A 24,488-nucleotide genomic window follows, 5' to 3' on the forward strand; every position below is an offset into this window, starting at 1 on the left:
TAACGAGGGGAGATATCGTTCATGAGAGAAGCTGTCATTGTTGCGGGAGCAAGAACACCAATTGGAAAAGCAAAGAGGGGTTCATTAAAAACAGTTCGTCCTGACGATCTAGGGGCGTTAGTAGTAAAGGAAACGTTAAAGCGTGCGAATTATGAAGGACCAATTGACGATTTAATTTTCGGCTGTGCGATGCCAGAAGCAGAGCAAGGTTTAAATATGGCTCGTAATATCGGTGGATTAGCAGGACTTTCTTACGATGTTCCAGCTATTACGATTAACCGTTACTGTTCTTCAGGTTTACAAAGTATCGCTTACGGAGCAGAGCGTATTATGCTTGGTCACTCTGAAGCTGTATTATCAGGTGGAGCGGAATCAATGAGTTTAGTTCCAATGATGGGACACGTTGTTCGTCCGAATAGTCGCCTTGTAGAAGCAGCTCCAGAATATTATATGGGTATGGGACATACAGCAGAGCAAGTTGCTGTGAAATATGGAATTTCTCGTGAAGAGCAAGATGCATTCGCAGTAAGAAGTCATCAACGTGCTGCCAAAGCATTAGCGGCAGGGAACTTTGCTGATGAAACAGTATCTGTAGATGTAACGTTACGTACTGTTGGAGCAAACAACAAATTACAAGAAGAAACAATCACTTTCGCACAAGACGAAGGTGTAAGAGCAGAAACGACATTAGACATTTTAGGTAAATTACGTCCAGCATTTAACGTTCGCGGTTCTGTAACAGCTGGTAACTCTTCACAAATGAGTGATGGTGCAGCATCTGTATTATTGATGGATCGTGAAAAAGCAGTAAGTGATGGTATGAAGCCACTTGCGAAATTCCGTTCATTTGCAGTAGCTGGCGTACCACCAGAAGTAATGGGAATCGGTCCAATCGCTGCAATTCCGAAAGCGTTAAAACTAGCTGGTTTAGAGCTATCTGATATCGGCCTATTCGAACTAAATGAAGCATTCGCTTCACAATCAATCCAAGTTATTCGTGAACTTGGTTTAGATGAAGAAAAAGTAAACGTAAACGGTGGTGCAATCGCACTTGGACATCCACTTGGCTGTACAGGAGCAAAACTAACACTATCTCTTATTCACGAAATGAAACGCCGCAACGAACAATTCGGTATCGTAACAATGTGTATCGGTGGCGGAATGGGAGCAGCGGGAGTATTTGAATTACTATAAAAAAAGTGGAAGCGGCTTGCTCAGAATGTGAGGGGGATGGAGCTTCAGACGAAGAGGCGCTCTTTGCCTCGTAGGAAGAAGCGAAGCCACCGAACATTCTAGCCACTGGAACTGGACTATAAAAAAAGTGGAAGCGGCTTGCTCAGAACAGGAGGGCGTTGGAAGCCCTGACGAAGAGGCGCTTTTTGCCTCACAGGAAGGGGTGAAACGACCGACTGTTTTAGCCACTGGAACTGGATTATAAAAAAAGAATGGAAGCAACGAAGGTTTATAAAAAATAAAATTGAGAGCCAGCTTCTTTCTTTTTTGAAAGAAGCTGCTCATGAAAATATGAAGGAGGAAATTTTCATGGAAAAAACAGTAGGAAATGCGGTTAAAGGCGGTAGCTTTTTAGTAGATGAGATTACGATTGATCAAGTGTTTACGCCAGAAGATTTTTCATCTGAGCATAAAATGATTGCAAAAACGACAGAGGACTTTATCGTAAATGAAGTTCTTCCAGAGCTTGAATATTTAGAGCAACATGAGTTTGATCGTTCTGTTCGTCTGTTAAAAGAAGCTGGAGAACTTGGTTTATTAGGTGCTGATGTACCAGAAGAGTACGGAGGAATTGGCCTTGATAAAGTAAGCTCAGCGTTAATCGCAGAGAAATTCTCTCGCGCAGGTGGCTTTGCAATTACTCACGGTGCTCACGTAGGTATCGGATCGTTACCAATCGTATTATTCGGTAACGAAGAGCAAAAGAAAAAGTATTTACCATTACTTGCAACTGGTGAGAAATTAGCTGCATACGCATTAACAGAGCCAGGTTCAGGATCTGACGCATTAGGTGCAAAAACAACTGCACGTTTAAATGCAGAAGGTACACATTATGTATTAAATGGTGAAAAACAATGGATTACAAACTCTGCATTCGCTGACGTATTTATCGTGTATGCAAAAATTGATGGAGAGCACTTCTCAGCATTTATCGTAGAGAAAGAATATGCTGGCGTATCTACAAGCCCAGAAGAAAAGAAAATGGGTATTAAATGTTCTTCAACTCGTACGTTAATTTTAGAAGATGCATTAGTACCGAAAGAAAACCTACTTGGTGAAATCGGTAAAGGTCATATTATCGCATTCAACATTTTAAATATCGGCCGTTATAAATTAGGTGTTGGTACAGTTGGATCTGCGAAACGTGCAGTAGAAATTTCAGCACAATATGCAAACCAACGTCAACAATTCAAACAGCCAATCGCTCGCTTCCCATTAATTCAAGAGAAACTTGCGAATATGGCAGCAAAAACATATGCAGCTGAAAGTTCTGTATATCGTACAGTAGGTTTATTCGAAAGCCGCATGAGCACATTATCTGAAGAAGAAGTAAAAGACGGTAAAGCAGTAGCAGCTTCTATCGCTGAATATGCAATCGAGTGCTCTTTAAATAAAGTATTCGGTTCTGAAGTACTAGATTATACAGTAGATGAAGGTGTTCAAATTCACGGTGGTTACGGATTTATGGCAGAGTACGAGATTGAAAGAATGTACCGCGATTCTCGTATTAACCGTATTTTCGAAGGAACGAATGAAATTAACCGCCTAATCGTACCAGGTACGTTCTTACGTAAAGCGATGAAAGGTGAATTACCACTTCTTCAAAAAGCACAAAAATTACAAGAAGAGTTAATGATGATGATGCCAGAAGAAGTAGGCGATGAGCCATTAGCACTTCAAAAGTATTTAGTAACTAATGCGAAGAAAATTGGTTTAATGGTAGCTGGATTAGCGGCTCAAAAATACGGTAAAGCATTAGATAAAGAGCAAGAAATTCTTGTGAATATCGCTGACATCGTAAGTAACCTATATGCAATGGAATCAGCTGTTCTTCGTACAGAAAAAGCAATTAAAACAACTGGTCTTGAAAAGAATAAACAAAAAGTGTTATACACTGAAGTATTCTGCCAAGAAGCATTCAACGAAATCGAAGCAGATGCGAAAGAAACACTTATCGCAGTTGAAAACGGCGACATGCTGCGCATGATGTTATCATCATTACGTAAATTAACTCGCCACACACCACTTAACGTAATTCCGAAGAAACGTGAAATTGCTGCGAAAATTTTAGAAGATGAGCGTTACACAGTTTAATACTTTTAAAGAACAGTAGTCGTTTATACGGCTACTGTTCTTTTTTCTGAAAAAATAAAATTTTTAGTGACATAAAACTAATACCATTAGTATAATAAAACTAATGGTATTAGTTTTCGTGAAAAGGGGGATGGAAATATGAGAATGATACATGAAAAAACGGTATATCAATTGTCATTTTTGCCAAGAGTGTTTCCAGTGAATTGTTATTTTGTGGAGGAAGAAGATGGTTTAACTTTAATTGATGCTGCTTTGCCATACAGTGCAAAAGGGATTTTACAAGCGGCTGAGAAAATAGGAAAACCGATTAAGAATATTGTATTAACGCATGCGCATGATGATCACATCGGTGCACTAGACGCATTAAAGGAAGTATTTCCTAATGTTCCAGTCTATATTTCTAAGCGGGACGCAAAGCTGTTAGAAGGAGATACGACGTTACAAAAGGATGAACCGAATATACCGATAAAAGGCGGTGTACCTAAAAAGGTAAAAACGGTACCTGATGTTTTATTGGAAGATGGCGACCGAGTTGGATCGCTTCTTGCGATTAGGACACCGGGACATACGCCAGGCTCCATGTCATTTCTTGATGTACGAAATAAAGCTCTTATTGTCGGGGATGTATTTCAAACAAGAGGAGGTATGGCTGTTTCGGGACAAATGAAATTTTGGTTTCCGTTTCCTGCGATGGCAACGTGGAGCAAAGAAATATCGTTACAAAGTGCAGAGAAGCTAAGCAAATATGAGCCTTCCTTACTTGCGGCAGGACATGGGAAAATGATAAAAGATCCAGGTGCTATCATAGAGCTTGCTATTAAGAAAGCTAAGCGGAATATAGAAAGTAGGAAAGAAGGTTAATTTATGTCACCGAGAATCGGACTTACATTACCGAAAATTGTAGAAACAGCAGCAGAAATTGCAGATACAAACGGAATACAAGAAGTAACGTTAGCTTCATTAGCGCAAACATTAGGGGTACGTTCACCCTCGCTATACAATCATGTAAAAGGTTTACAAGATGTACGGAAAAATCTTGGCATTTACGGAATCAAACAGCTGCATAACAGACTGGAAGAAGCGGCCGAGGGTAAACGGATGGATGAAGCAGTTCATGCTTTAGGAGAAGCGTATGTAGCATTTGTCCGCAAACATCCTGGACTATATGAAGCAACTTTTTTACGAGATGAAGAAGTAAGAAAAGCAGGTGACGGAATTGTAAAGCTTTGTCTTCAGGTTTTACAGCAATACGGCTTAGAAGGAGAGAATGCACTTCATGCGACACGTGGATTCAGAAGTATTTGTCATGGATTTGCGTCGATTGAACAGCAGGGTGGATTTGGTTTGCCACTAGATTTAGATACAAGTTTACATGTATTATTGGAAACGTTTATTAAAGGATTACGTGAATAAGAAGCAAGGCAAACAAAAACCTTAGAAGTGATTCTAAGGTTTTTTAGTGCATATGATTCGAAAAGAATGGTAGGCTTTTTCTTATGAAATGATATTATTTTGCAGGTTTGAAAAATGTATATATCGCTAAGAAAAAGCAAACGAAACTGAATACGATGGGGTCTTGATAGGGACTAGGCTCAGAGCCCTTCTGGATTTCTGTAAGGAAGTCATGTGTTTTCATGTTCATTGCTCCTTTAACTAATAAGTTTTATATGATGCGAGGATTATGGTGGATAGGAAGTGTTTTTTGAAATTTCATATAATAATTATTGCATAGCAATCCTATTCCTAAAACTATAAAATATAAAGTTTTCATAATATGTAAAATTGCATATTATTCTTTTTGTAAATTTTGTTATATTATCTTTATATTTAAATTAAAGGATTTTAATGAGATAAATGAGAATAACTGGAGGGATACTGTGGGTAAAACAGTGTTAGAAGCGTATAGTGTGGAAAGAAAAATCGAGAATATAACATATAAAAATCTATTTGTAATGATAGCAATGATTATAGGGATTTCACTCCTAGGAGGATTATTTCTTGGTTTAGCCTTTGAGATTTATGGAGAAGAAGCATTAAGTACTAAATTAGAAGGATATTATTTACTCTTATTCGATGCAATTGTTGTTGCTATCGTTTTATTAGCCTATAAACCGGTTTTTCATTTTATTAAATACATTTGGGATGTATCCGTTTTGAAGAATGGGAAGACATATTTATATCTATTAATTGGTTTTATTATCATTGCAGTATCACAATATTTAATGTTACATGTGTTTAGTTTTGAAAGTGCAGCGGAACAAAAGGAACAATTAGGGAGTTTAAGGCTTCAAAATAGCATACAAAGTATTATATATGTGTTAAGTGTTGCTATCATTACGCCGGTTAAAGAAGAAATTCTATTTCGAGGTATTTTATATCGATTTTTAGAAAAGAAATATAATTTTTTAGTTAGTATCATTATCTCTTCCTTCATTTTTGGACTTCTTCATGGGGGGCTTCTAATTACAGCAACGATTATGGGAATGGTATTTGCAATGTTATACAAAAAGACGCAATCTATTATACCTAGTATTATTTTACACATTGTATGGAACTTACTTGTGAGTATAAGTATGATTGTATCTCTATAAAAATAAATACATAACCAGTATAAAAGGTGAATGGCTTAGCTATTCATCTTTTATTTTGTATGCACGTGAAAAAGTTAATTCATGTATACAATCAAAAAATAGCTAAATACTAACAGTGAACGAATAAAGAAAGGTAGGAGTATCCTATGCAAAACTTAACAGAGCTTGAAGTAGAAAATTTACGTCATTTAATCGGTGGACATGCAACAATTATTAACAAGTTGGAGCAGTATGCACAGACGTGTACAGATCCACAACTGAAACAAATGCTACAAAAGGATGCACAAGATGCACGAAATACGAAGCAACAATTAATGACTTTTTTAGGATAGGAGGAAGCGGAACATGAATGAAAAAGATATGGTAAATGATTATTTAGCAGGATTAAATGCAAGTTTAACAAGTTATGCAAATTATATTGCTCAGTCTGATAATGAGCAGTTACATCAAACGTTAATCCAAATTCGTAATCAAGATGAGATGCGCCAACGTAATATGTATGAGTACGCAAAGCAAAAGAGTTATTATAAACCAGCAGCACCTGCGAATCCGATGATTGTGCAGCAATTGAAAAGTCAGTTAAGTGCAGAATAATAGGATGAAAAAACGAGCGAAAATGGATTCGCTCGTTTTATTTTGTTGTATGTCAATAAATATATAATAAATATTTTTCCAGTTGTAACAAATATGACGAAAATGGAATATAACAATTCACAAAAAGGACAAAAACTTTGTTCAATATTTCACAAAGTATCCATGGTTTCTATCGTGATAACCTCTATAATTAAGAGTGTAAAGAACAAAAGAAATAGATTATATGATCACTTAGGAGAGATTGCTATGAAAAGACATACAAGAAAAATTGCAATTATCGGTACTGGATTAGTTGGATCAAGTTGTGCGTATTCTATTGTGAATCAAGGCATTTGCGAAGAGCTATTATTAATTGATATAAATCATGAACGTGCAGTTGGGGAAGCAATGGATTTATCACATTGCATTAACTTTACAAATACAAGAACAAAAGTATATGCAGGAAGCTATGAAGACTGCAAAGATATGGACATTGTTATTATTACTGCAGGGCCAGCACCAAAACCTGGACAAAGTCGCTTAGATACTTTAGGAGCAAGTGCAAAGATTATGGAAAGTGTTGTTGGTGGCGTAATGGAAAGTGGATTTGATGGTATTTTCTTACTCGCATCGAACCCAGTTGATATTATTACATATGAAGTATGGAAATTATCTGGATTACCTAGAAATCGTGTGATCGGTACAGGTACATCATTAGATTCTTCTCGCTTAAGAACAATTTTATCTGAAATGTTACATGTAGACCCTCGTAGTATTCATGGGTATTCATTGGGAGAACATGGTGATTCTCAAATGGTTGCTTGGTCTCACGTAACTGTTGGTGGAAAGCCAATTCTGCAAATTTTAGAAGAACAAAAAGAACGATTTGGTGAAATAGATTTAGATGAAATTGTTGAGAAGACTGCGAAAGCTGGATGGGAAATTTATAAGCGAAAAGGAACTACTTATTACGGAATCGGAAATTCTCTAGCATATATTGCGAGTTCAATCTTTAATGATGATCACCGTGTCATTGCTGTATCAGCCATTTTAGATGGTGAGTATGGTGAATATGATATTTGTACAGGAGTACCAGCTATTATTACTAGAGACGGTATAAGAGAAGTTGTAGAACTCAATTTAACAGAGGATGAAGAATCTCGATTCGCAAAATCAAACGATATTTTACGTGATTATATGAAAACAATTGGTTACTAACTTATAGAAGAAGGTGAAACAAATGAAGGAATATATAATGTCTCGTGTATTTAAAGCATCTGCTGGAATCGCACAAGGTATTTTCGTATCCCTCGGAATTGGTTTACTGATCGAAAATATAGGAAGAATTGTTGATATACCATTACTTATTACAATCGGAGTTGTTGCAAAATCACTTATGGCACCAGCAATTGGTGCCGGGATTGCTTTTATGCTCGGTGCAAATGGCCTTGTAATCTTCTCGGCTATGGTGGCTGGAGCAATTGGTGCCGGATCCATTTCAATTACTGAAGCAGGTCTAATTATTAAAACAGGTGAGCCAATCGGTGCTTTATTAACAGCAACTTTAGCTGTATATATTGGTAAACGTTTAAGCGGAAAAACTGCTTTAGATATGATGCTCGTTCCATTTGCGGCAATATTAGGCTCTGGTTTAGTTGGTATTTGGTTAGCTCATAATATTACTCCTGTTTTAAACGCAGTTGGAGCTTTTATTAAAGATAGCTCGGCTGGTAGCCCGTTTATCGCTTCTATCGTCATTGCAGTAGTTTGGGGACTATTACTTATCTCTCCAGCTTCATCAGCTGCGTTAGCAATTGCACTTAGCTTAGACGGTGTTGCAGGTGGTGCTGCTCTTGCCGGATGCGTCGCTCAGTTTATCGGATTCTCTGTCATCTCAGCGAAAGAAAACAATTTAGGTGGCATATTAGCTCAAGCACTTTGTACTCCGAAAGTACAGTTGCCAAATATCACTAAAAATCCAATGATTCTCGTTCCAACTGTCGTCGCCAGTGCTATAGTCGGTCCAGTATCCGCATTAATTTTCCAACTGGAAGCAGGAAAGGAAATTGCAGGTCTTGGATTAAGTTCTCTTATCGCACCAATTAATTTAATTTCCAGCCAAGGATGGGGAGTTCTCCCAGCGATGGTAATTACTTATATCGTTATTCCAGTAGCTGTTTCTTATATACTTTACATTGCTCTTAAAAAAGCAGGTCGTATTCATTCTGGTGATATGACTGTACCGCAATCTTAAATTGAAAATCTCCTTAATAATAGATAAAAGCAGACTGAGAAGCCACAGTCTGCTTTTTTGTCATGTTACATTCTATGATTTTGTTTTACTGGAACTCTTATTGGTTCTTTCGCCAATAAGAGTTGAACGCCGAAGTAAAGTATGCTTGCAAGCGTCATTCCAGAAACGGCATCTACAAAGGCATGCTGCTTCGTAAATAACGTTGATAAAATAATAAGTGTACCGAAGAAAGTAAGGATGTAATATTCAAAAGCATGTTGCTCTCTACGCTTAAAGGCAGCTAACATAATTACAAATGTAGTAAGAACGTGAATGCTAGGGAAACAGTTTACCGGTTGATCGATACTATAAATATAGCGAACTAGTTCAGAAAATATATCTGTTCCAACGACAGTCGGACGCGGTACAGTTGTTTGCCAAAAATAATAAATAGAAAAACAAGCAAGCTTTCCAAAAATAACACTACTTAAAGTGACATAATATTGCTTTCGGTCAGCAAAGCAGTAATAAATAAGTGCGCCGTATAAGTATGGAAACCAAAGTAAATAAGGAATAATAAATGCTTTTACAAATGGAATCCAATCATCTACTACAGTTGTAACGTCTACTGCGTGAACAGTCGATTTATTTAATACGTCGTAAAGGGGACTTACGAGTACAAGTAGAAGTATATAACTTAACGGAAGAAAAGATGAAAGTTTAAATTTCTTCATGTTGATCTCCTATGTTTAGTAATGTAAGTAAATTCAATTGATTATAATATAGAAACGTGAATTGGGCTATCGATTTTACTTACATTTTCTTGAATTAACCTTACGTTTTTGTCACTTGACTAAAAAGAAGGGGAGGGTGCTATATGAAGCGTTTATCGTATTTCTTATTTTTTATATTGATATGCCTAGTCAGTGCTGGGTGTGCAAAGGATAAAGAAGGAGAGAAATTAGAATATAACGGAAGAGCACTCGTAATTGGAGTTGTTGGAGAAAAGCCGAAAGATACGTTTAGGAATGTAAAGTTTGAGGAAATGAAGTTAGAGGCACTGGAAAAGAAATCTAAGGAAGTGGATGGTTTTCTAATAATGAAAGATCACTTTCAAGAAGCCTCAACAGAGCAGTACAAAAATGTATTTTCATCGCTAAAGAAACCAGTGTTTTTTATTGGTTTACAAGATAAATCATATTCAATTTTTATTACAAAAGGGACAGAGTATAACAGTGCACGAAAAGATGTAAATGTGATGTATACGCAAGGTTTTGCAAATATCGGAAGTGGTGAAGGGCAACAATGGGCAATTGGTTTATCTAATGGAGGAAATACAGAAGAAAGTATTCATAATATGTATATCGTCGTATTTCAAACCATCGCAGATTATTTGAATAGATGATGAGGGAGCCTGTAAACGAGGCTTCTTATTTTTTTAAATAAACGTTTGTTTAAGCTGTATGTTCGGTAGGAAGAAACCGATGTAACTTAAGGGTTAAGAAAGAAAAATGGAGAATTAATCAAACGTTTGTTTAAGCTGTATGTTCGGTAGGAAGAAACCGATGCAGCTCAAGGCGTAAGAAAGAAAAATGTGGAATTAATCAAACGCTTGTTTAAGATATATGTTTGGTGCAGAATCTAAAAAAATTTATATATTTATTTTTTTCTTAACAAATGGCGGAAAAATAAGAAAAATTCGCAGGATTATTAAAAATTATCACGAAATAAGTAAAAGTTTAGCGAATAATGGTTTGAAATAATAAAACGTTTTCTATATGATAAAGGTAAAGGTTAGTAAAAAAGTAGGTGAATTTATGACAGTAACATTTTATTCATATCCAAAGTGTGGCACATGTCAAAAGGCAAAGAAATGGTTTGAGGCAAACGATGTAGCATATGAGATGATTCATATTGTTGAAAATCCACCATCAAAAGAAGATTTACGTAATTTACATGAAAAAAGTGAATTACCATTAAAAAAATTCTTTAATACAAGTGGAATGCGTTACCGTGAACTTGGTCTGAAAGATAAGTTGAAAGATGCAAGCGAAGACGAAATGTACGAGCTTTTAGCATCTGATGGCATGTTGATTAAACGTCCAATTGTAACAGATGGAACGAATGTAACACTTGGTTTTAACGAAGAGCAGTTTGAAAGTGTGTGGAAAAAGTACCAATAAGGTATTTTTACATAATTAATACATTCACTGGAGGTACAGTCATGAGCATTCCAAATAATTTACGTTACTCTGAAGAACACGAATGGGTAAAAACTGAAGGTAATGAAGTTGTTATCGGTATCACTCACTTTGCACAAGGTGAGCTAGGCGATATCGTATTCGTTGAACTTCCTGAAGTAGGTGCAACAATCGAAGCTGACGAGCCATTCGGAAGCGTAGAATCTGTTAAAACAGTTTCTGAGTTATACGCACCTGTAAGCGGTAAAGTTGTAGCAGTAAACGAAGAATTAAGTGACCAACCAGAACTTGTTAACGAATCTCCATACGAGGGTGCATGGATGGTTAAAGTTGAACTTTCTGATGCAAGCCAAGTTGAGAAGTTATTAACTGCAGAAAAATATGCAGAAATGACAAATCAAGACTAATTTAGTCGACTAAAGGACAGCCTTTGTGCTGTCTTTTTTTATTTTGTGTGAAATAATGAAATTCAAGTTATATGTAAATAAATAAGCTATTATGAGAAAAACTGTTTTGTGGTAAGGTTTCATAAGTCTTCACAATCTGAACGAGCCGCTTACGCTTTTCTTTTGCAAAAATAAACAGGAAACAACATGAAAATAACGAATATACTATATACTAAGTTCAAGGTTATATAGTATATGGTGATCGGGTGATGACATATGATTTATGTAGAAAAAGTCATTATTGTAGAAGGTACATCAGATAGAAGAAAGATTGAATCTATTATTCGTGAACCGGTGGAAATTGTTTGTACAAATGGTACAATTGGTTTGTCGAAAATGGATGAGCTCGTTGATCAGTTTTTTGATAAGGAAGTGTATGTGCTAGTGGATGCTGATGATGCTGGAGAAAAGTTAAGGAAACAATTTCGAAAAGAATTTCCGCAAGCCGAGCATATCTATATTGATCGCTCGTACCGAGAAGTGGCAACTGCGCCATCTACACACTTAGCAAATGTATTATGGGGAGCCGACATTGACGTTTATACAGAATATTTACGGTAAGGAATGATAGAAGTGATTGATTGGACAGGAGCCGAAGCTACAGCCCTAATAGAGAACGAAGAAAAAACAGTATTATATGTATATACTCCAATGTGTGGAACATGCCAATTAGCAAAAAAGATGTTAACAGTCGTTGAGATGACAATTGAAGGCCTCAAAATTGGGATGTTAGATTTAAATTATGCTCCGCATTTAGCGAAAGAGTATGGGATTGAAAGTGTACCTTGTTTACTTGTTTTTGAAAATGGGACACTGATGAAGAAGATATACGCATTTCATTCGGTTGAATATTTATATACGGAATTAAAGTAGGCGGCAAAATTTTTGCCGCCTCGACATATTTCTTGGGAAATATGTCGAGATGCAGGGTGGATACAGTATTTGTCGAGCGAAAATAACAGGATTGCTCTTTAGTGAGAGGGAATGGTATGTAATAGAAAGTGATATGAAGGATGTGATTTAAGGTGAAATTATATTCTTTGCTTCAATCATTTGTAAATTACGCTAATGGTCAATATCATTTAGAGCCGCTTTTAAGAAAAGAAGAAAAAACTGTTAATTTCCGCTTTGGAGATGAAAGTTGTTCGTTACAAATTTCAAGAGATTATATAGAACTGCTACATGAGGAAATAGGGACGGAGCAAATCGTTTGTGTAGATGAAGAAGATGTAAAACAATTGGTAAACGGCAATGTACGATTGCAAATGTTAATGAACGATGGACGTGTACAATATTCGGGAACGTATCGAACGATGCTATTAGTCGAATCGATGTTTCATATATGTAAACCGATGTCAGTAGGTGCTTAAAATTCTGAAGGTTCATTTTTTGAGAAAATTTCTGTTGACATGGTGTTTAGATATTGATACAATTTAATTCATAAAATATAGACAATTTCATAAATTACAAATCAGACGAAAATTGAATCTGATTTCTCTTATCAAGAGAGGTGGAGGGACTGTGCCCTGTGAAGCCCGGCAACCGTCAACTTATGTTGAAATGGTGCCAATTCCTGCAAAGCAAATGCTTTGAGAGATGAGAGAGAGGGATAATGTTGTTATATACGCACATAAACCTTTCTGCTTCTCTAAAGCAGAAAGGTTTTTTTATTGTTTGAATGTGGAGGACATTCAAATAATAAAGGTAGTGATAACGGTGGACTACGCGCATTAAACATAAAAAATTGCGGAGTCGATCTAAACAAAAAGGGGTGAACATCATGATCTTATTAGAAAATGTAAAAAAAATATATAAAGCAAAAAGCGGTGATGTCACTGCTGTAGATAACGCCAATTTAAAAATAGACAAAGGTGAAATCTTTGGTGTTATCGGATATAGCGGCGCTGGGAAAAGTTCGTTAATTAGATTGTTTAATCAGTTAGAGAAACCGACTTCTGGCCAAATTACAATTGCCAATCGTGTTATATCAGCAATTACAGGGAGTGAACTTCGTAAGGCAAGGCAAGAAATCGGAATGATTTTTCAGCACTTTAACTTACTTTGGTCACGAACTGTACGTGAAAATATAGAGTTTCCACTTGAAATTGCAGGTGTTGATAAAGCGAAGAGAAGAAAACGTGTTGATGAATTAATTCATCTTGTTGGATTAGAAGGGAGAGGAGACGCGTACCCATCTCAGCTGAGCGGAGGACAAAAGCAACGCGTCGGGATTGCAAGAGCTTTAGCTAACAATCCACAAGTGCTTTTATGTGATGAAGCAACGTCAGCTCTTGATCCAGAAACGACAGATCAAATTTTGGATTTACTATTAGACATTAATAAGCGCCTTGGTTTAACAATTGTACTCATTACACATGAGATGCACGTGATTCGAAAGATATGTAACCGAGTGGCGGTAATGGAGAGAGGAAAGATTGTAGAAACAGGTCCAGTACTTGATGTATTCCGTAATCCGAAGCAAGATATTACGAAACGATTTGTACAGCAGTTAACAGATTCTGAAGATACAAATGAAACGATTGAAAGTTTAATTGAAAAATATCCAGATGGAAAAGTAATTCGTTTGCAATTTATCGGTGAGGCTGTAGAAAGACCAGTGCTTCAACGATTAATGCAACGCAGTGATATAGAAGTTAGCATTTTGCAAGGGAATATCGCACAAACGAATAACGGTTCTTACGGTAGTTTAGTTGTTCATTTAAATGGTGAGGAAATAGCGATCCAGCAAGCAATAGAAGGAATTCATCAAGATCAAGTAGAGCTGGAGGTGATTGCACATGAATAAGTTACTCGCAAATGTTGATTGGAATCAAATGTTAGAAGCAACTGGTGAAACGTTATATATGACGGCAATCGCAGCTCTTGCGACATTTGTTTTAGGACTAATTTTAGGATTGTTACTCTTCATGACAGCGAAAGATAATTTATGGGAAAACAAATCAATTAATACGGTGATTGGAGCATTCGTAAATATATTCCGTTCTATACCATTCATCATTTTAATTATTTTATTAATCCCATTCACAAAGATTCTTCTTGGAACAATTCTTGGAGCAAGTGCAGCATTGCCAGCTTTAATTATTGGAGCGGCACCATTCTACGCGAGAATGGTTGAAATCGCACTTCGCGAAATTGATAAAGGTGTAATTGAAGCTTCAAAAGCAATGGGAGCGAAAACAAGCACAATTATTTTGAAAGTGTTAATTCCAGAATCGTTACCAGCATTAGTATCTGGTATTACTGTTACGACAATTGCTTTAGTAGGCTATACAGCAATGGCGGGAGTTGTTGGTGCTGGTGGCCTTGGAACACTTGCTTACTTAGAAGGATTCCAAAGAGGGAATAACGATGTAACAATCGTTGCGACAATTTGTGTATTACTAGTTGTATTTTTAATTCAGTGGATTGGTGATAGTTTAACGACTCGAATAGATAAACGGTAATAAAAAACGGGAGGATGTTTCAAATGAAAAAATTATTACTTACGGCACTTATTTCAACTTCAATTTTTGGGTTAGCTGCTTGTGGTGGGAAAGATAAAGATGAAAAGAAACTTGTTGTGGGTGCTTCTAACGTACCGCATGCTGAAATTTTAGAAAAAGCAAAACCGTTACTTGAGAAAAAAGGAATTGAATTAGAAGTCAAAAAGTTCCAAGATTACGTGTTGCCAAATAAATCGTTAGCGGATAAGGATTTAGATGCAAACTACTTCCAGCACATTCCGTATTTAGAGAAAGAAATTAAAGATAAAAAATATGATTTTGAAATAGCAGGAAAAATTCATTTAGAACCAATCGGTGTATATTCTCAAAAATATAAGAGCTTAAAAGAACTTCCAGACGGAGCGACAATCATTATGAGTAATTCCGTTACTGACCATGGACGTGGTTTAGCAATTTTACAAAAAGAAGGCATTTTAAAAATTAAAGACGGGGTAGATCCAGTTAGTGCAACTCCAAAAGATATTGCAGATAACCCGAAAAACTTAAAGTTTAAAACGGACATTGAGCCAGGTTTGTTACCACAAGTGTATAACAATAAAGAAGGCGACGCTGTTTTAATTAACTCGAACTATGCAATTGATGCAAAGTTAAATCCAGAAAAAGATGCAATTGCAATTGAAGGTGATGATTCACCGTACGCAAACGTATTAGTGGTTCGTAAAGGTGATAAAGATAAAAAAGAGATTAAAGAGCTTGTAGAAGTATTGCATTCTAAAGAAATCGAAGACTTTATTAATAAAGAATATAAAGGGGCAGTTGTTCCTGTAAAAGAATAATTGCTGAAAAGGCTGGTGTATGCCAGCCTTTTTTATAACTACATAACTATAGGGGAGAAGGGGACATCATATGAAAAAGATTTTATTGTCAGTTGTTACAGCGCTGTCTGTATTTACATTAGCTGCTTGCGGAGGAAAAGAAGAGAATAAGCTTGTTGTTGGAGCCTCTAACGTGCCGCACGCTGTTATTCTAGAGAAGGCACAGCCAATATTAGAGAAAAAAGGCATTAAGTTAGAGATTAAAAAGTTCCAGGATTATGTACTGCCAAATAAAGCGTTAGCGGATAAAGAAATTGATGCGAACTACTTCCAGCATATTCCGTACTTAGATAAAGAAATCCAAGAAAAGGGATATAAAATTGTAAACGCAGGAAAAATCCATTTAGAGCCGATGGGTATTTATTCTAAGAAATATAAAAGCTTAAAAGACTTACCAGATGGCGGAACAGTAATTATGAGTAATAACGTAGCGGAGCGAGGCCGTATGTTAGCATTGTTACAAAAAGGCGGAGTGATTAAGCTTAAAGATGGTGTAGATGTTGTTAAGGCAACCGTAAAAGATGTAGTCGAAAATCCGAAAAACTTAAAGTTTAAAACAGATGTAGAGCCTGGATTGTCACCAAAGCTGTATGAAAATAATGAAGGTGATGCTTTATTTATTAATTCAAACTATGCAATTGATGCAAAATTAAATCCAACAAAGGATGCAATTGCGATTGAAGGAGCAGACTCTCCGTATGCAAACATCATTGCAGTTCGTAAAGGTGATGAGAAGAAAAAAGAAATTAAAGAGCTAGTAGAAGTGCTACATTCAAAAGAAATTCAAGATTTTATTAATAAAGAATATAAAGGTGCTGTACTTCCGGTAAGTGAATAATTATAAGGAAAGGACTGGAAAATTACCAGTCCTTTTTTCTTTATATAAATAAGAAGAAAGGTGTATCATAGAAAGATGCAAAGGAAATACTTATATACATTTGTGAAAAAACGGTTACTTTTTTTCGTCGTTTGCGATATCATTTTATTTGATATAAAATTAGAATGAGAATAAAATGAGAATATGAACGTTTTAGGAATTTTTAAAATGTATATATAGGATTAATGGAGGTATTGAGATGGCTGGTTCTACATTAACGGTTAAAGACTTACACGTATCAATTGATGGCAAAGAAATTTTAAAGGGTGTAAACCTTGAAGTAAAAGGTGGAGAAATCCACGCAATTATGGGACCTAACGGAACAGGTAAATCAACTTTATCTTCTGCAATTATGGGTCACCCAAAGTATGAAGTAACAGAAGGTAGCATCATCATCGACGGTGAAGATGTATTAGAAATGGAAGTAGATGAGCGCGCACAAGCGGGTCTATTCCTAGCAATGCAATATCCAAGTGAAATTAGCGGAGTAACAAACGCTGACTTCTTACGTTCTGCAATTAATGCACGTCGTGAAGAAGGCGATGAAATTTCTCTTATGAAATTTATCCGTACATTAGATAAAAACATGGAATTCCTAGAAATGGATCCAGAAATGGCACAACGTTACTTAAACGAAGGTTTCTCTGGTGGAGAGAAAAAACGTAACGAAATTCTTCAATTAATGATGATTGAGCCAAAAATCGCAATCTTAGATGAAATCGACTCAGGTCTTGATATCGATGCATTAAAAGTTGTATCTAAAGGTATTAACGAAATGCGCGGCGAAGAGTTCGGTTGCCTAATGATTACGCATTACCAACGTTTATTAAACTACATCACTCCAGACTTCGTTCACGTTATGATGAACGGTCGTATCGTTAAATCTGGTGGTCCTGAGCTTGCACAACGTCTAGAAGCTGAAGGTTACGACTGGATTAAAAAAGAATTAGGTATTGAAGACGAAACAACAGAGCAAGAAGCGTAAGAGAGGAGCATAAACATGACAATCGGTACATTACCTTTCGATCAAGAAACAATCCGTCAACGCGCAAGCGAAGTAAACGAAGCTGCTTGGTTGACTGAGTTCCGCTTACAAGCTCTTGCACAAGCAACTGAACTTCCAATGCCAACGCCTGATAAAACGAAAATTGAAAAATGGGACTTTATCGGAAAAGGCGACGCTGCTAAGCAAGAGCCTGTAAGTTCTTTAACAGAGCTTCCAGAAGCAGTGAAAAACTTAATCGATGAAAACAACAGCGTATTAGTACAACGCACTGGTACAACAGCGTTCGTTTCTTTAGCAGACGAAGCAAAAGAAAAAGGTGTTATTTTTACAGACATCGTAACAGCTGCAACTGAGCACGCTGAGCTAGTACAAAAGTACTTAATGAAAGATGGCGTGAAGGTAGACGAGCATCGTTTAACTGCACTTCATGCTGCATTAATCAACGGCGGTGCATTCGTATATGTTCCGAAAAACGTTGTTCTTGAAACTCCACTTCAAGCTGTATTCTTAGTAGACGGCGAAGAAGCTAACGTATATAACCATGTATTATTCGTAGCTGATGCGAACAGTACTGCAACTTATGTAGAAAACTATGTTGCAAATGAAAATGCTAAAGGTATTGCAAATATCGTAGCAGAAGTAATCGTGGAACAAGGCGCACAAGTTAAATTTGGTGCGGTTGATCTATTAGCAAAAGACGTAACAACTTACGTTAACCGCCGCGGTGTTGTTGGACGCGACGGCCGCATTGATTGGGCTCTAGGCCTTATGAATGACGGAAATACAATTTCCGAGAACGTTACAAACTTAATGGGCGACGGTTCATATGCTGATACGAAAACAGTAACAATTGGCCGTGGTAACCAAACACAAAACTTTACAACTAAAGTTGTTCACTTCGGTAAACACTCTGAAGGTTGGATTTTAAAACACGGTGTACAAAAAGATAGTGCAACATCTATCTTTAACGGGATTGGTAAGATTGAACACGGTGCATCTAAATCAAACGCACAACAATCTTCTCGCGTTCTTATGTTAGATGAGAAAGCACGCGGTGATGCAAACCCAATTCTTTTAATCGACGAAGATGATGTAATGGCAGGTCACGCAGCTTCAGTAGGCCGCGTAGATCCGTACCAATTATACTACTTGATGAGCCGTGGTATTCCAAAACGCGAAGCAGAACGTTTAGTCATCCATGGATTCTTAGCACCTGTAGTAAATGAGCTTCCAATTGAAGGAGTAAAAGCACAGCTTGTTGAGGTAATTGAAAGGAAAGTTCGCTAATGAATATTCATGAAATACGCAAACAGTTTCCAATTCTTGATCAAAAAGTGAACGGCAAACAACTTGTATATTTCGATAGTGCAGCAACTTCTCAAAAACCAATTCAAGTCATTGAAACGTTAGAACGTTACTATAAAGAATATAATTCTAACGTGCATCGCGGTGTTCATACGCTCGGTACGAAAGCTACCGACGCGTATGAAGGTGCACGCGAGAAAGTTCGCAAGTTTATTAACGCGAAATCAATGGAAGAGATTATTTTCACGCGCGGAACGACAACTGCATTAAATACAGTAGCGGCTAGCTATGGTCTTGAAAATGTAAAAGAAGGCGATGAAATCGTTATTTCTTACATGGAGCACCATAGTAACATCATTCCGTGGCAACAAGTTGCGAAGAAAACTGGTGCAACTTTAAAATACCTTCCGCTTCAACCAGACGGTACAATTTCTTTAGAAGATGTTCGTCAAACAGTTACACCGAATACAAAAATCGTTTCTATTATGCAAGTTTCAAACGTGCTTGGAACGATTAACCCTGTAAAAGAAATCGGAGCGATCGCACACGAAAATGGCGCAATTATGGTCGTTGACGGTGCACAAAGTACACCTCACATGAAAGTAGATGTACAAGATTTAAACTGTGATTTCTACGCATTATCTGCTCATAAGATGTGCGGACCTACAGGCATCGGCGTATTATATGGTAAAAAAGAATTGCTGAACAATATGGAGCCAATTGAATTTGGCGGTGAAATGATTGATTTCGTAGATTTACAAGAATCTACTTGGAAAGAGCTTCCGTGGAAGTTTGAAGCAGGTACACCGATTATCGGTAATGCAATCGGACTTGGTGCGGCAATTGATTTCCTAGAAGAAATCGGTCTTGATAATATTGAAAAGCATGAGCATGAATTAGCGCAATACGCTTTAGAAAGACTATCAGAAGTAGATGGCGTTACAATTTATGGTCCAAAGCATCGCGCTGGTCTTGTTACATTTAATATTGAAGACGTACATCCTCACGATGTAGCGACTGTATTAGATGTAGAAGGCATTGCAGTTCGCGCAGGACATCACTGTGCACAACCGCTTATGAAGTGGCTAAAAGCTTCTTCAACAGCACGTGCGAGCTTCTATTTATATAATACAAAAGAAGAAATTGATACATTTGTTGAATCGCTAATCAAGACAAAGGAGTATTTCACAAATGTCATTTAATAATTTAGATACGTTATATCGTCAAGTTATTATGGATCATTATAAGAATCCTCGTAACCATGGCGTGTTAGAAGATAGTGTTACTGTTAACTTGAACAATCCAACTTGCGGCGATCGTATTCAACTTACGATGAAAGTAGAAGAAGGTATTGTGCAAGAGGCGAAGTTTGAAGGCGAAGGATGTTCAATCTCAATGTCTTCAGCTTCAATGATGACACAAGCAGTAAAAGGTAAGAAAATTGAAGAAGCACTTCAGCTTTCGAAAATTTTCTCTGACATGATGCTAGGAAAAGAGTACGATGACAGCATCGATTTAGGAGATATTGAAGCATTACAAGGCGTATGCAAGTTCCCTGCACGTATTAAATGTGCAACATTAGCGTGGAAAGCGTTAGAAAAGGGCTTAAACGAAGATAAGTAATGTTAAAGGTTCCTAAAAATGAGGTTATCTAAGGAGGGACACACCAACATGGCGAAGCAACTGCCAGATATCGGCGATTATAAATATGGTTTCAAAGACAAAGACGTTTCGATTTTCCGTGCTGGACGCGGTTTAACAAAAGAGATCGTTGAAGAGATTTCACGTATGAAAGAAGAACCACAGTGGATGTTAGACTTCCGTTTAAAATCACTGGATAAGTTCTATGAAATGCCAATGCCACAATGGGGCGGCGACTTAAATGACTTAGATTTCGATGAGATTACGTACTACGTAAAACCATCTGAGAAATCTGAGAAGTCTTGGGATGAAGTACCTGATGAAATTAAAGCAACATTTGATAAATTAGGTATTCCAGAAGCTGAGCAAAAATATTTAGCTGGTGTATCTGCACAGTACGAATCTGAAGTTGTATACCACAACATGAAAGAAGACCTAGAAGCTCTAGGAATCGTCTTCAAAGATACAGATAGCGCATTAAAAGAGAACGAAGATATTTTCCGTGAACATTTCGGAAAAGTAATTCCACCAACAGACAACAAATTCTCTGCATTAAACTCTGCAGTTTGGTCTGGTGGATCATTCATCTACGTTCCAAAAGGTGTTAAAGTTGATACACCACTTCAAGCGTATTTCCGTATTAACTCTGAAAATATGGGACAATTCGAGCGTACGCTTATCATCGTAGACGAAGGCGCACACGTACACTACGTAGAAGGTTGTACAGCACCTGTTTACACGACTAACTCACTTCACAGTGCGGTAGTAGAAATCATCATTAAAAAAGATGCATATTGCCGTTATACAACAATCCAAAACTGGGCGAACAACGTATACAACCTAGTTACAAAACGTGCGGTTTGTGAAGAAAACGCAACGATGGAATGGATTGACGGTAACATCGGATCTAAATTAACGATGAAATATCCAGCAGTTATCTTAAAAGGTGAAGGCGCTCGTGGTTTAACATTATCTATCGCGATTGCTGGTAAAGGCCAACACCAAGATGCTGGTGCGAAAATGATTCACTTAGCACCAAACACGTCTTCAACAATCGTTTCTAAATCGATTGCGAAGCATGGTGGTAAAGTAACTTACCGTGGTATCGTACACTTCGGACCAAAAGCGAAAAACTCTCGCTCTAACATCGAGTGTGACACGTTAATCATGGATAACCAATCTACATCTGATACAATTCCTTACAACGAAATCAAAAACGATTACGTTTCACTTGAGCACGAAGCGAAAGTATCGAAAGTATCAGAAGAACAATTATTCTACCTAATGAGCCGCGGTATTTCTGAGCAAGAAGCTACAGAAATGATCGTAATGGGCTTCATCGAGCCATTCACTCGCGAACTTCCAATGGAATACGCAGTTGAAATGAACCGCCTAATCAAGTTTGAGATGGAAGGTTCTATTGGTTAAATAGAAATGCGGAGCCGCCTGTTCAGACCCGTTGGCTAAGGTTCTTTCGCACAGAAGATGCTTTTTATCTTCTCGTGCGGAAGGTTCTTAGACATGAGGGCCTAGGAGGCAAAGCTGGACAATATTTAAAGTGGAAGCGGCTTGTTCAGAATGTGAGGGGGAAGAAGTGAAGCTACCGAACATTCTAGCCGCTAGAACTGGATAATATATGTATGAAGAAAGCGCCCTGCTGTGCAGGGCGCTTTTTTGTTTTGCGGATTTGTCTTGGCTTGGGAGAGGATACCCGGGTGGGTGTTCAGCTAAATATATCAACGATTTTTCAAATATATCGATCATAAACGGGAATATATCAACGATTATTTCAATATATCAACGTTTCGACAAGGAATATCGATTTGTCGACAAGATAAGACAAAAGAAAATTCTCACATACCCCAAACATTTTATAAGAACAGAGAACGACTAGGTTTAAGACAAAGAGACTGACAAATCCACTTGAACAATCAACCACTGAATTTTATATTAAACTTTTTGACAAATCCACCCCTCCCTCCACTATCTGGAATTCTTTCCTGTATTAGCGAAAGTTTCTCATATAAAAAGGACAATCTTTTGCTTTTTCTCACAATGCGAGTACAATGTAAAATAGCAAGAAAAGACGAAAAGTATTTACAGGATTATTGCGTGCGCATAGCGTAAATGGCAGTAAGGAACTGAGAGGAGGTTTTTTCTCTGAATATAAATAAAGAAACAATCATCCATCTTTATCATACAAACGATATACATAGTCATTTTGAAAATTGGCCGCAAATTTCTCGGTTTGTACAAGAGGAGAAAAAGCGAAGACAGGAAGCGGGAGAGACCGTCTTGACGGTTGATATCGGCGATCATGTGGATCGTTTTCATAGTATTTCGGAAGCGACGAATGGACTTGGCAATACGAAGCTTTTGAATGAGGCGTTATATGATTATGTAACGATCGGAAATAATGAAGGAATTACGTTAGCGAAGGAGCATTTGAATCGTCTATATGATGATGCTGGATTTGAGGTGCTCGTCGCGAATTTATTTGAAAAAGAAGGGGTACGTCCGGAGTGGGCAAAGCCTTATAAATTACATACAACGACAGATGGGATTACGATTGCTTTTATCGGATTAACGGTAGCTTATCCGGAGTTTTATTATATGCTCGATTGGCATATTGAAGATCCGCTTATCCATTTAGAGTCAATTTTAGAAGAAGTGAAAGATGAGGCTCATATTACAGTTGTTCTTTCTCACCTTGGAAAAAGCATGGATGAGTATATGGCGGAGCATTATGATGTAGATGTTATTTTAGGGGCACATACGCATCATTTATTTGACCGAGGCGTTCTTATGAATAATACGTTACTTTGTTGTTGTGAAAAGTGGGGACGTTACGTTGGGCACGTTCAGCTTACTGTGGATAAAGAGACGAAGAAGCTGTTGAAAAAGGACGGTAGAGCGATTAAGACAGAACGTTTAGGTGCTTACAGCAAACCGTTATCCACAATTGAATTGCTGCAGGAAGAAAGTAAACAGATTATGGCAGAGCCTGTCGTTCATGTAAAGGAATCATTGCCAGTCGATTGGTTTCAGGAAACAGCATTTTCGCACATGTTAGCAAATGCGCTGAAAATGTGGTGCGGTGCAGAGATTGGAATGGTGAACGCGGGTGTACTTCTTGAAGGATTAGAAGAAGGTGTTGTGACGCGCGGAGATATTCACAGAATTTGTCCACATCCAATTAATCCTTGTGCTTTGAAAGTTCCAGGAAAGATATTAAGAGAAGTTATTTTGAAAGCACGTAAACCGAATATGGAGAATCTTGAGGTAAAAGGATTCGGATTTCGGGGAAAAGTGATGGGGAAAATGATTTACGCTGGTGTAGAAGTCATTCCAGATACGATTCCCGGGAATAAAATTTTACTCGAAGATGTATTAATTAACGGGGAATCGCTGGAATTAGATCGTATATATACAGTAGGAACGATTGATATGTTTACATTTGGCTACTTATACCCAGAGCTATCCACACTTTCTGACAAACAATATTATATGCCAGAACTACTTAGAGATGTGTTAACAGATATGTTAATAACTTATACATCTTCCGTTAAACTATAGGCTAGTTAACTTGTAACACTCATTTTTCTCTTGTCATACAGATAAGAAAGAGAGGAGTGTGAACTATGGTTAATGTGGAGCCAATTATAATTGATAATTATACGTTTATTGCAGTTAGCGTGAAACTTCCAAAGACGAATTTGCTAGCTGTAATGAGCGATAAAGGATATATTATGTGTGGTGCATTAGATGTAGGTCTTTTAAATGAGAAATTAGGTGATCGAGGAATTATTGCTGGCCGTGCGGTTGGTGTAAGAACGATTGAACAACTTCTTGAAGCGCCACTAGAATCGGTAACGACTGGAGCTGAAGCATTAGGCATTCCAGCAGGAACGATTGGAAAAGAAGCATTATTAAAAATGAGATAAGCATA

The 24,488-nt window shown here is 37.2% G+C and carries 27 protein-coding genes and 1 riboswitch; of the genes, 26 read left to right on the forward strand and 1 reads right to left on the reverse strand.

Going from position 1 to position 24,488, the window contains the following annotated elements; all coding sequences use genetic code 11:
* Positions 1 to 21: 21 nt before the first annotated feature.
* From MR143_RS07850 to MR143_RS07890, 9 genes are all read left to right on the forward strand, one after another.
* Positions 22 to 1,194, forward strand: coding sequence for an acetyl-CoA C-acetyltransferase (locus MR143_RS07850; protein ID WP_001206335.1), 1,173 nt, complete (start codon positions 22 to 24; stop codon positions 1,192 to 1,194).
* Positions 1,195 to 1,542: 348 nt separating this feature from the next.
* Positions 1,543 to 3,327, forward strand: a complete 1,785-nt coding sequence (locus MR143_RS07855; RefSeq protein WP_000416287.1) for an acyl-CoA dehydrogenase family protein — start codon at positions 1,543 to 1,545, stop codon at positions 3,325 to 3,327.
* A 138-nt stretch (positions 3,328 to 3,465) separates the two neighbouring features.
* Positions 3,466 to 4,188, forward strand: coding sequence for an MBL fold metallo-hydrolase (locus MR143_RS07860; RefSeq protein ID WP_001242339.1), 723 nt, complete (start codon positions 3,466 to 3,468; stop codon positions 4,186 to 4,188).
* 3 nt (positions 4,189 to 4,191) lie between these two features.
* On the forward strand, positions 4,192 to 4,740 hold the full coding sequence (locus tag MR143_RS07865; RefSeq protein WP_000074918.1) for a TetR/AcrR family transcriptional regulator: 549 nt from the start codon (positions 4,192 to 4,194) through the stop codon (positions 4,738 to 4,740).
* Between the two features lie 464 nt (positions 4,741 to 5,204).
* Positions 5,205 to 5,918, forward strand: a complete 714-nt coding sequence (locus MR143_RS07870; RefSeq protein ID WP_000520911.1) for a CPBP family intramembrane glutamic endopeptidase — start codon at positions 5,205 to 5,207, stop codon at positions 5,916 to 5,918.
* Positions 5,919 to 6,064: 146 nt separating this feature from the next.
* Complete coding sequence (locus MR143_RS07875; RefSeq protein ID WP_001180555.1) at positions 6,065 to 6,250, forward strand: hypothetical protein; 186 nt, start codon at positions 6,065 to 6,067, stop codon at positions 6,248 to 6,250.
* A 13-nt stretch (positions 6,251 to 6,263) separates the two neighbouring features.
* Positions 6,264 to 6,512: a spore coat protein gene (locus tag MR143_RS07880; protein WP_001002987.1), complete on the forward strand. Its 249-nt coding sequence runs from the start codon at positions 6,264 to 6,266 to the stop codon at positions 6,510 to 6,512.
* Positions 6,513 to 6,758: 246 nt separating this feature from the next.
* Positions 6,759 to 7,709, forward strand: coding sequence for an L-lactate dehydrogenase (locus tag MR143_RS07885; protein ID WP_000820650.1), 951 nt, complete (start codon positions 6,759 to 6,761; stop codon positions 7,707 to 7,709).
* 22 nt (positions 7,710 to 7,731) lie between these two features.
* On the forward strand, positions 7,732 to 8,745 hold the full coding sequence (locus MR143_RS07890) for a PTS sugar transporter subunit IIC (protein ID WP_000666162.1): 1,014 nt from the start codon (positions 7,732 to 7,734) through the stop codon (positions 8,743 to 8,745).
* A gap of 65 nt (positions 8,746 to 8,810) precedes the next feature.
* Here MR143_RS07890 and MR143_RS07895 read toward each other — a convergent pair whose 3' ends face one another.
* Complete coding sequence (locus tag MR143_RS07895; protein WP_000713768.1) at positions 8,811 to 9,458, reverse strand: phosphatase PAP2 family protein; 648 nt, start codon at positions 9,456 to 9,458, stop codon at positions 8,811 to 8,813.
* A 143-nt stretch (positions 9,459 to 9,601) separates the two neighbouring features.
* Here MR143_RS07895 and MR143_RS07900 point away from each other — a divergent pair, with 143 nt between their 5' ends.
* The 17 genes from MR143_RS07900 (at position 9,602) to MR143_RS07980 (ending at position 24,483) form a co-directional block, all read left to right on the forward strand.
* Positions 9,602 to 10,129, forward strand: coding sequence for a hypothetical protein (locus MR143_RS07900; protein WP_000826885.1), 528 nt, complete (start codon positions 9,602 to 9,604; stop codon positions 10,127 to 10,129).
* A gap of 412 nt (positions 10,130 to 10,541) precedes the next feature.
* A complete protein-coding gene (locus MR143_RS07905; protein ID WP_000218968.1) occupies positions 10,542 to 10,907 on the forward strand; it encodes an arsenate reductase family protein in 366 nt (121 codons plus the stop codon).
* A 41-nt stretch (positions 10,908 to 10,948) separates the two neighbouring features.
* Positions 10,949 to 11,332, forward strand: coding sequence for a glycine cleavage system protein GcvH (gcvH, locus tag MR143_RS07910; protein WP_000026896.1), 384 nt, complete (start codon positions 10,949 to 10,951; stop codon positions 11,330 to 11,332).
* Positions 11,333 to 11,587: 255 nt separating this feature from the next.
* Positions 11,588 to 11,932, forward strand: a complete 345-nt coding sequence (locus MR143_RS07915; protein WP_000640870.1) for a toprim domain-containing protein — start codon at positions 11,588 to 11,590, stop codon at positions 11,930 to 11,932.
* Between the two features lie 3 nt (positions 11,933 to 11,935).
* Positions 11,936 to 12,244, forward strand: a complete 309-nt coding sequence (locus MR143_RS07920) for a thioredoxin family protein (RefSeq protein ID WP_002025020.1) — start codon at positions 11,936 to 11,938, stop codon at positions 12,242 to 12,244.
* 152 nt (positions 12,245 to 12,396) lie between these two features.
* On the forward strand, positions 12,397 to 12,741 hold the full coding sequence (locus MR143_RS07925) for a hypothetical protein (RefSeq protein WP_000781210.1): 345 nt from the start codon (positions 12,397 to 12,399) through the stop codon (positions 12,739 to 12,741).
* A 125-nt stretch (positions 12,742 to 12,866) separates the two neighbouring features.
* Positions 12,867 to 12,974, forward strand: a riboswitch (SAM riboswitch).
* Positions 12,975 to 13,151: 177 nt separating this feature from the next.
* Positions 13,152 to 14,177, forward strand: coding sequence for a methionine ABC transporter ATP-binding protein (locus MR143_RS07930; RefSeq protein ID WP_000601760.1), 1,026 nt, complete (start codon positions 13,152 to 13,154; stop codon positions 14,175 to 14,177).
* Positions 14,170 to 14,835 carry a methionine ABC transporter permease gene (locus MR143_RS07935; protein ID WP_001037615.1) on the forward strand — a complete coding sequence of 222 codons (666 nt, stop codon included), beginning with the start codon at positions 14,170 to 14,172 and terminating at the stop codon, positions 14,833 to 14,835. The genes MR143_RS07930 and MR143_RS07935 overlap by 8 nt, the downstream gene beginning before the upstream one ends.
* 23 nt (positions 14,836 to 14,858) lie before the next feature.
* Positions 14,859 to 15,671, forward strand: a complete 813-nt coding sequence (gene metQ / locus MR143_RS07940) for a methionine ABC transporter substrate-binding lipoprotein MetQ (RefSeq protein WP_000735087.1) — start codon at positions 14,859 to 14,861, stop codon at positions 15,669 to 15,671.
* Positions 15,672 to 15,741: 70 nt separating this feature from the next.
* A complete protein-coding gene (gene metQ, locus MR143_RS07945; protein WP_000722399.1) occupies positions 15,742 to 16,548 on the forward strand; it encodes a methionine ABC transporter substrate-binding lipoprotein MetQ in 807 nt (268 codons plus the stop codon).
* Between the two features lie 238 nt (positions 16,549 to 16,786).
* Positions 16,787 to 17,572, forward strand: coding sequence for a Fe-S cluster assembly ATPase SufC (gene sufC, locus MR143_RS07950; protein WP_000929160.1), 786 nt, complete (start codon positions 16,787 to 16,789; stop codon positions 17,570 to 17,572).
* A 15-nt stretch (positions 17,573 to 17,587) separates the two neighbouring features.
* Positions 17,588 to 18,880: a Fe-S cluster assembly protein SufD gene (gene sufD, locus MR143_RS07955; protein ID WP_000152185.1), complete on the forward strand. Its 1,293-nt coding sequence runs from the start codon at positions 17,588 to 17,590 to the stop codon at positions 18,878 to 18,880.
* Positions 18,880 to 20,100: a cysteine desulfurase SufS gene (sufS, locus tag MR143_RS07960; protein WP_001020767.1), complete on the forward strand. Its 1,221-nt coding sequence runs from the start codon at positions 18,880 to 18,882 to the stop codon at positions 20,098 to 20,100. Before sufD ends, sufS begins: the two co-directional genes overlap by 1 nt.
* Entirely contained in the window at positions 20,090 to 20,521 is a 432-nt protein-coding gene (gene sufU / locus MR143_RS07965) for a Fe-S cluster assembly sulfur transfer protein SufU (RefSeq protein WP_000009523.1), read from the forward strand. The genes sufS and sufU overlap by 11 nt, the downstream gene beginning before the upstream one ends.
* 48 nt (positions 20,522 to 20,569) lie before the next feature.
* Positions 20,570 to 21,967 carry a Fe-S cluster assembly protein SufB gene (sufB, locus tag MR143_RS07970; RefSeq protein ID WP_001118827.1) on the forward strand — a complete coding sequence of 466 codons (1,398 nt, stop codon included), beginning with the start codon at positions 20,570 to 20,572 and terminating at the stop codon, positions 21,965 to 21,967.
* A gap of 756 nt (positions 21,968 to 22,723) precedes the next feature.
* On the forward strand, positions 22,724 to 24,115 hold the full coding sequence (locus tag MR143_RS07975) for a bifunctional metallophosphatase/5'-nucleotidase (protein WP_202822783.1): 1,392 nt from the start codon (positions 22,724 to 22,726) through the stop codon (positions 24,113 to 24,115).
* Positions 24,116 to 24,180: 65 nt separating this feature from the next.
* Positions 24,181 to 24,483, forward strand: a complete 303-nt coding sequence (locus MR143_RS07980; protein ID WP_000248466.1) for a YunC family protein — start codon at positions 24,181 to 24,183, stop codon at positions 24,481 to 24,483.
* The last annotated feature ends 5 nt before the right edge of the window (positions 24,484 to 24,488 follow it).

This window comes from Bacillus cereus group sp. BfR-BA-01347, from assembly GCF_022663835.1.
Lineage (GTDB): Bacteria > Bacillota > Bacilli > Bacillales > Bacillaceae_G > Bacillus_A > Bacillus_A thuringiensis_K.

Bases quoted from the DNA above. Each gene is read 5' to 3' on its own strand.
- metQ (WP_000735087.1), top strand. From the start codon at position 14,859: ATGAAAAAATTATTACTTACGGCACTTATTTCAACTTCAATTTTTGGG.
- MR143_RS07905 (WP_000218968.1), top strand. From the start codon at position 10,542: ATGACAGTAACATTTTATTCATATCCAAAGTGTGGCACATGTCAAAAG.
- MR143_RS07920 (WP_002025020.1), top strand. From the start codon at position 11,936: ATGATAGAAGTGATTGATTGGACAGGAGCCGAAGCTACAGCCCTAATA.
- MR143_RS07915 (WP_000640870.1), top strand. From the start codon at position 11,588: ATGATTTATGTAGAAAAAGTCATTATTGTAGAAGGTACATCAGATAGA.
- sufD (WP_000152185.1), top strand. From the start codon at position 17,588: ATGACAATCGGTACATTACCTTTCGATCAAGAAACAATCCGTCAACGC.
- MR143_RS07875 (WP_001180555.1), top strand. From the start codon at position 6,065: ATGCAAAACTTAACAGAGCTTGAAGTAGAAAATTTACGTCATTTAATC.
- MR143_RS07980 (WP_000248466.1), top strand. From the start codon at position 24,181: ATGGTTAATGTGGAGCCAATTATAATTGATAATTATACGTTTATTGCA.
- MR143_RS07880 (WP_001002987.1), top strand. From the start codon at position 6,264: ATGAATGAAAAAGATATGGTAAATGATTATTTAGCAGGATTAAATGCA.
- MR143_RS07850 (WP_001206335.1), top strand. From the start codon at position 22: ATGAGAGAAGCTGTCATTGTTGCGGGAGCAAGAACACCAATTGGAAAA.
- gcvH (WP_000026896.1), top strand. From the start codon at position 10,949: ATGAGCATTCCAAATAATTTACGTTACTCTGAAGAACACGAATGGGTA.
- MR143_RS07860 (WP_001242339.1), top strand. From the start codon at position 3,466: ATGAGAATGATACATGAAAAAACGGTATATCAATTGTCATTTTTGCCA.
- MR143_RS07890 (WP_000666162.1), top strand. From the start codon at position 7,732: ATGAAGGAATATATAATGTCTCGTGTATTTAAAGCATCTGCTGGAATC.
- MR143_RS07900 (WP_000826885.1), top strand. From the start codon at position 9,602: ATGAAGCGTTTATCGTATTTCTTATTTTTTATATTGATATGCCTAGTC.
- sufB (WP_001118827.1), top strand. From the start codon at position 20,570: ATGGCGAAGCAACTGCCAGATATCGGCGATTATAAATATGGTTTCAAA.
- MR143_RS07865 (WP_000074918.1), top strand. From the start codon at position 4,192: ATGTCACCGAGAATCGGACTTACATTACCGAAAATTGTAGAAACAGCA.
- MR143_RS07935 (WP_001037615.1), top strand. From the start codon at position 14,170: ATGAATAAGTTACTCGCAAATGTTGATTGGAATCAAATGTTAGAAGCA.
- MR143_RS07895 (WP_000713768.1), bottom strand. From the start codon at position 9,458: ATGAAGAAATTTAAACTTTCATCTTTTCTTCCGTTAAGTTATATACTT.
- MR143_RS07930 (WP_000601760.1), top strand. From the start codon at position 13,152: ATGATCTTATTAGAAAATGTAAAAAAAATATATAAAGCAAAAAGCGGT.
- sufU (WP_000009523.1), top strand. From the start codon at position 20,090: ATGTCATTTAATAATTTAGATACGTTATATCGTCAAGTTATTATGGAT.
- MR143_RS07855 (WP_000416287.1), top strand. From the start codon at position 1,543: ATGGAAAAAACAGTAGGAAATGCGGTTAAAGGCGGTAGCTTTTTAGTA.
- sufS (WP_001020767.1), top strand. From the start codon at position 18,880: ATGAATATTCATGAAATACGCAAACAGTTTCCAATTCTTGATCAAAAA.
- MR143_RS07885 (WP_000820650.1), top strand. From the start codon at position 6,759: ATGAAAAGACATACAAGAAAAATTGCAATTATCGGTACTGGATTAGTT.
- metQ (WP_000722399.1), top strand. From the start codon at position 15,742: ATGAAAAAGATTTTATTGTCAGTTGTTACAGCGCTGTCTGTATTTACA.
- sufC (WP_000929160.1), top strand. From the start codon at position 16,787: ATGGCTGGTTCTACATTAACGGTTAAAGACTTACACGTATCAATTGAT.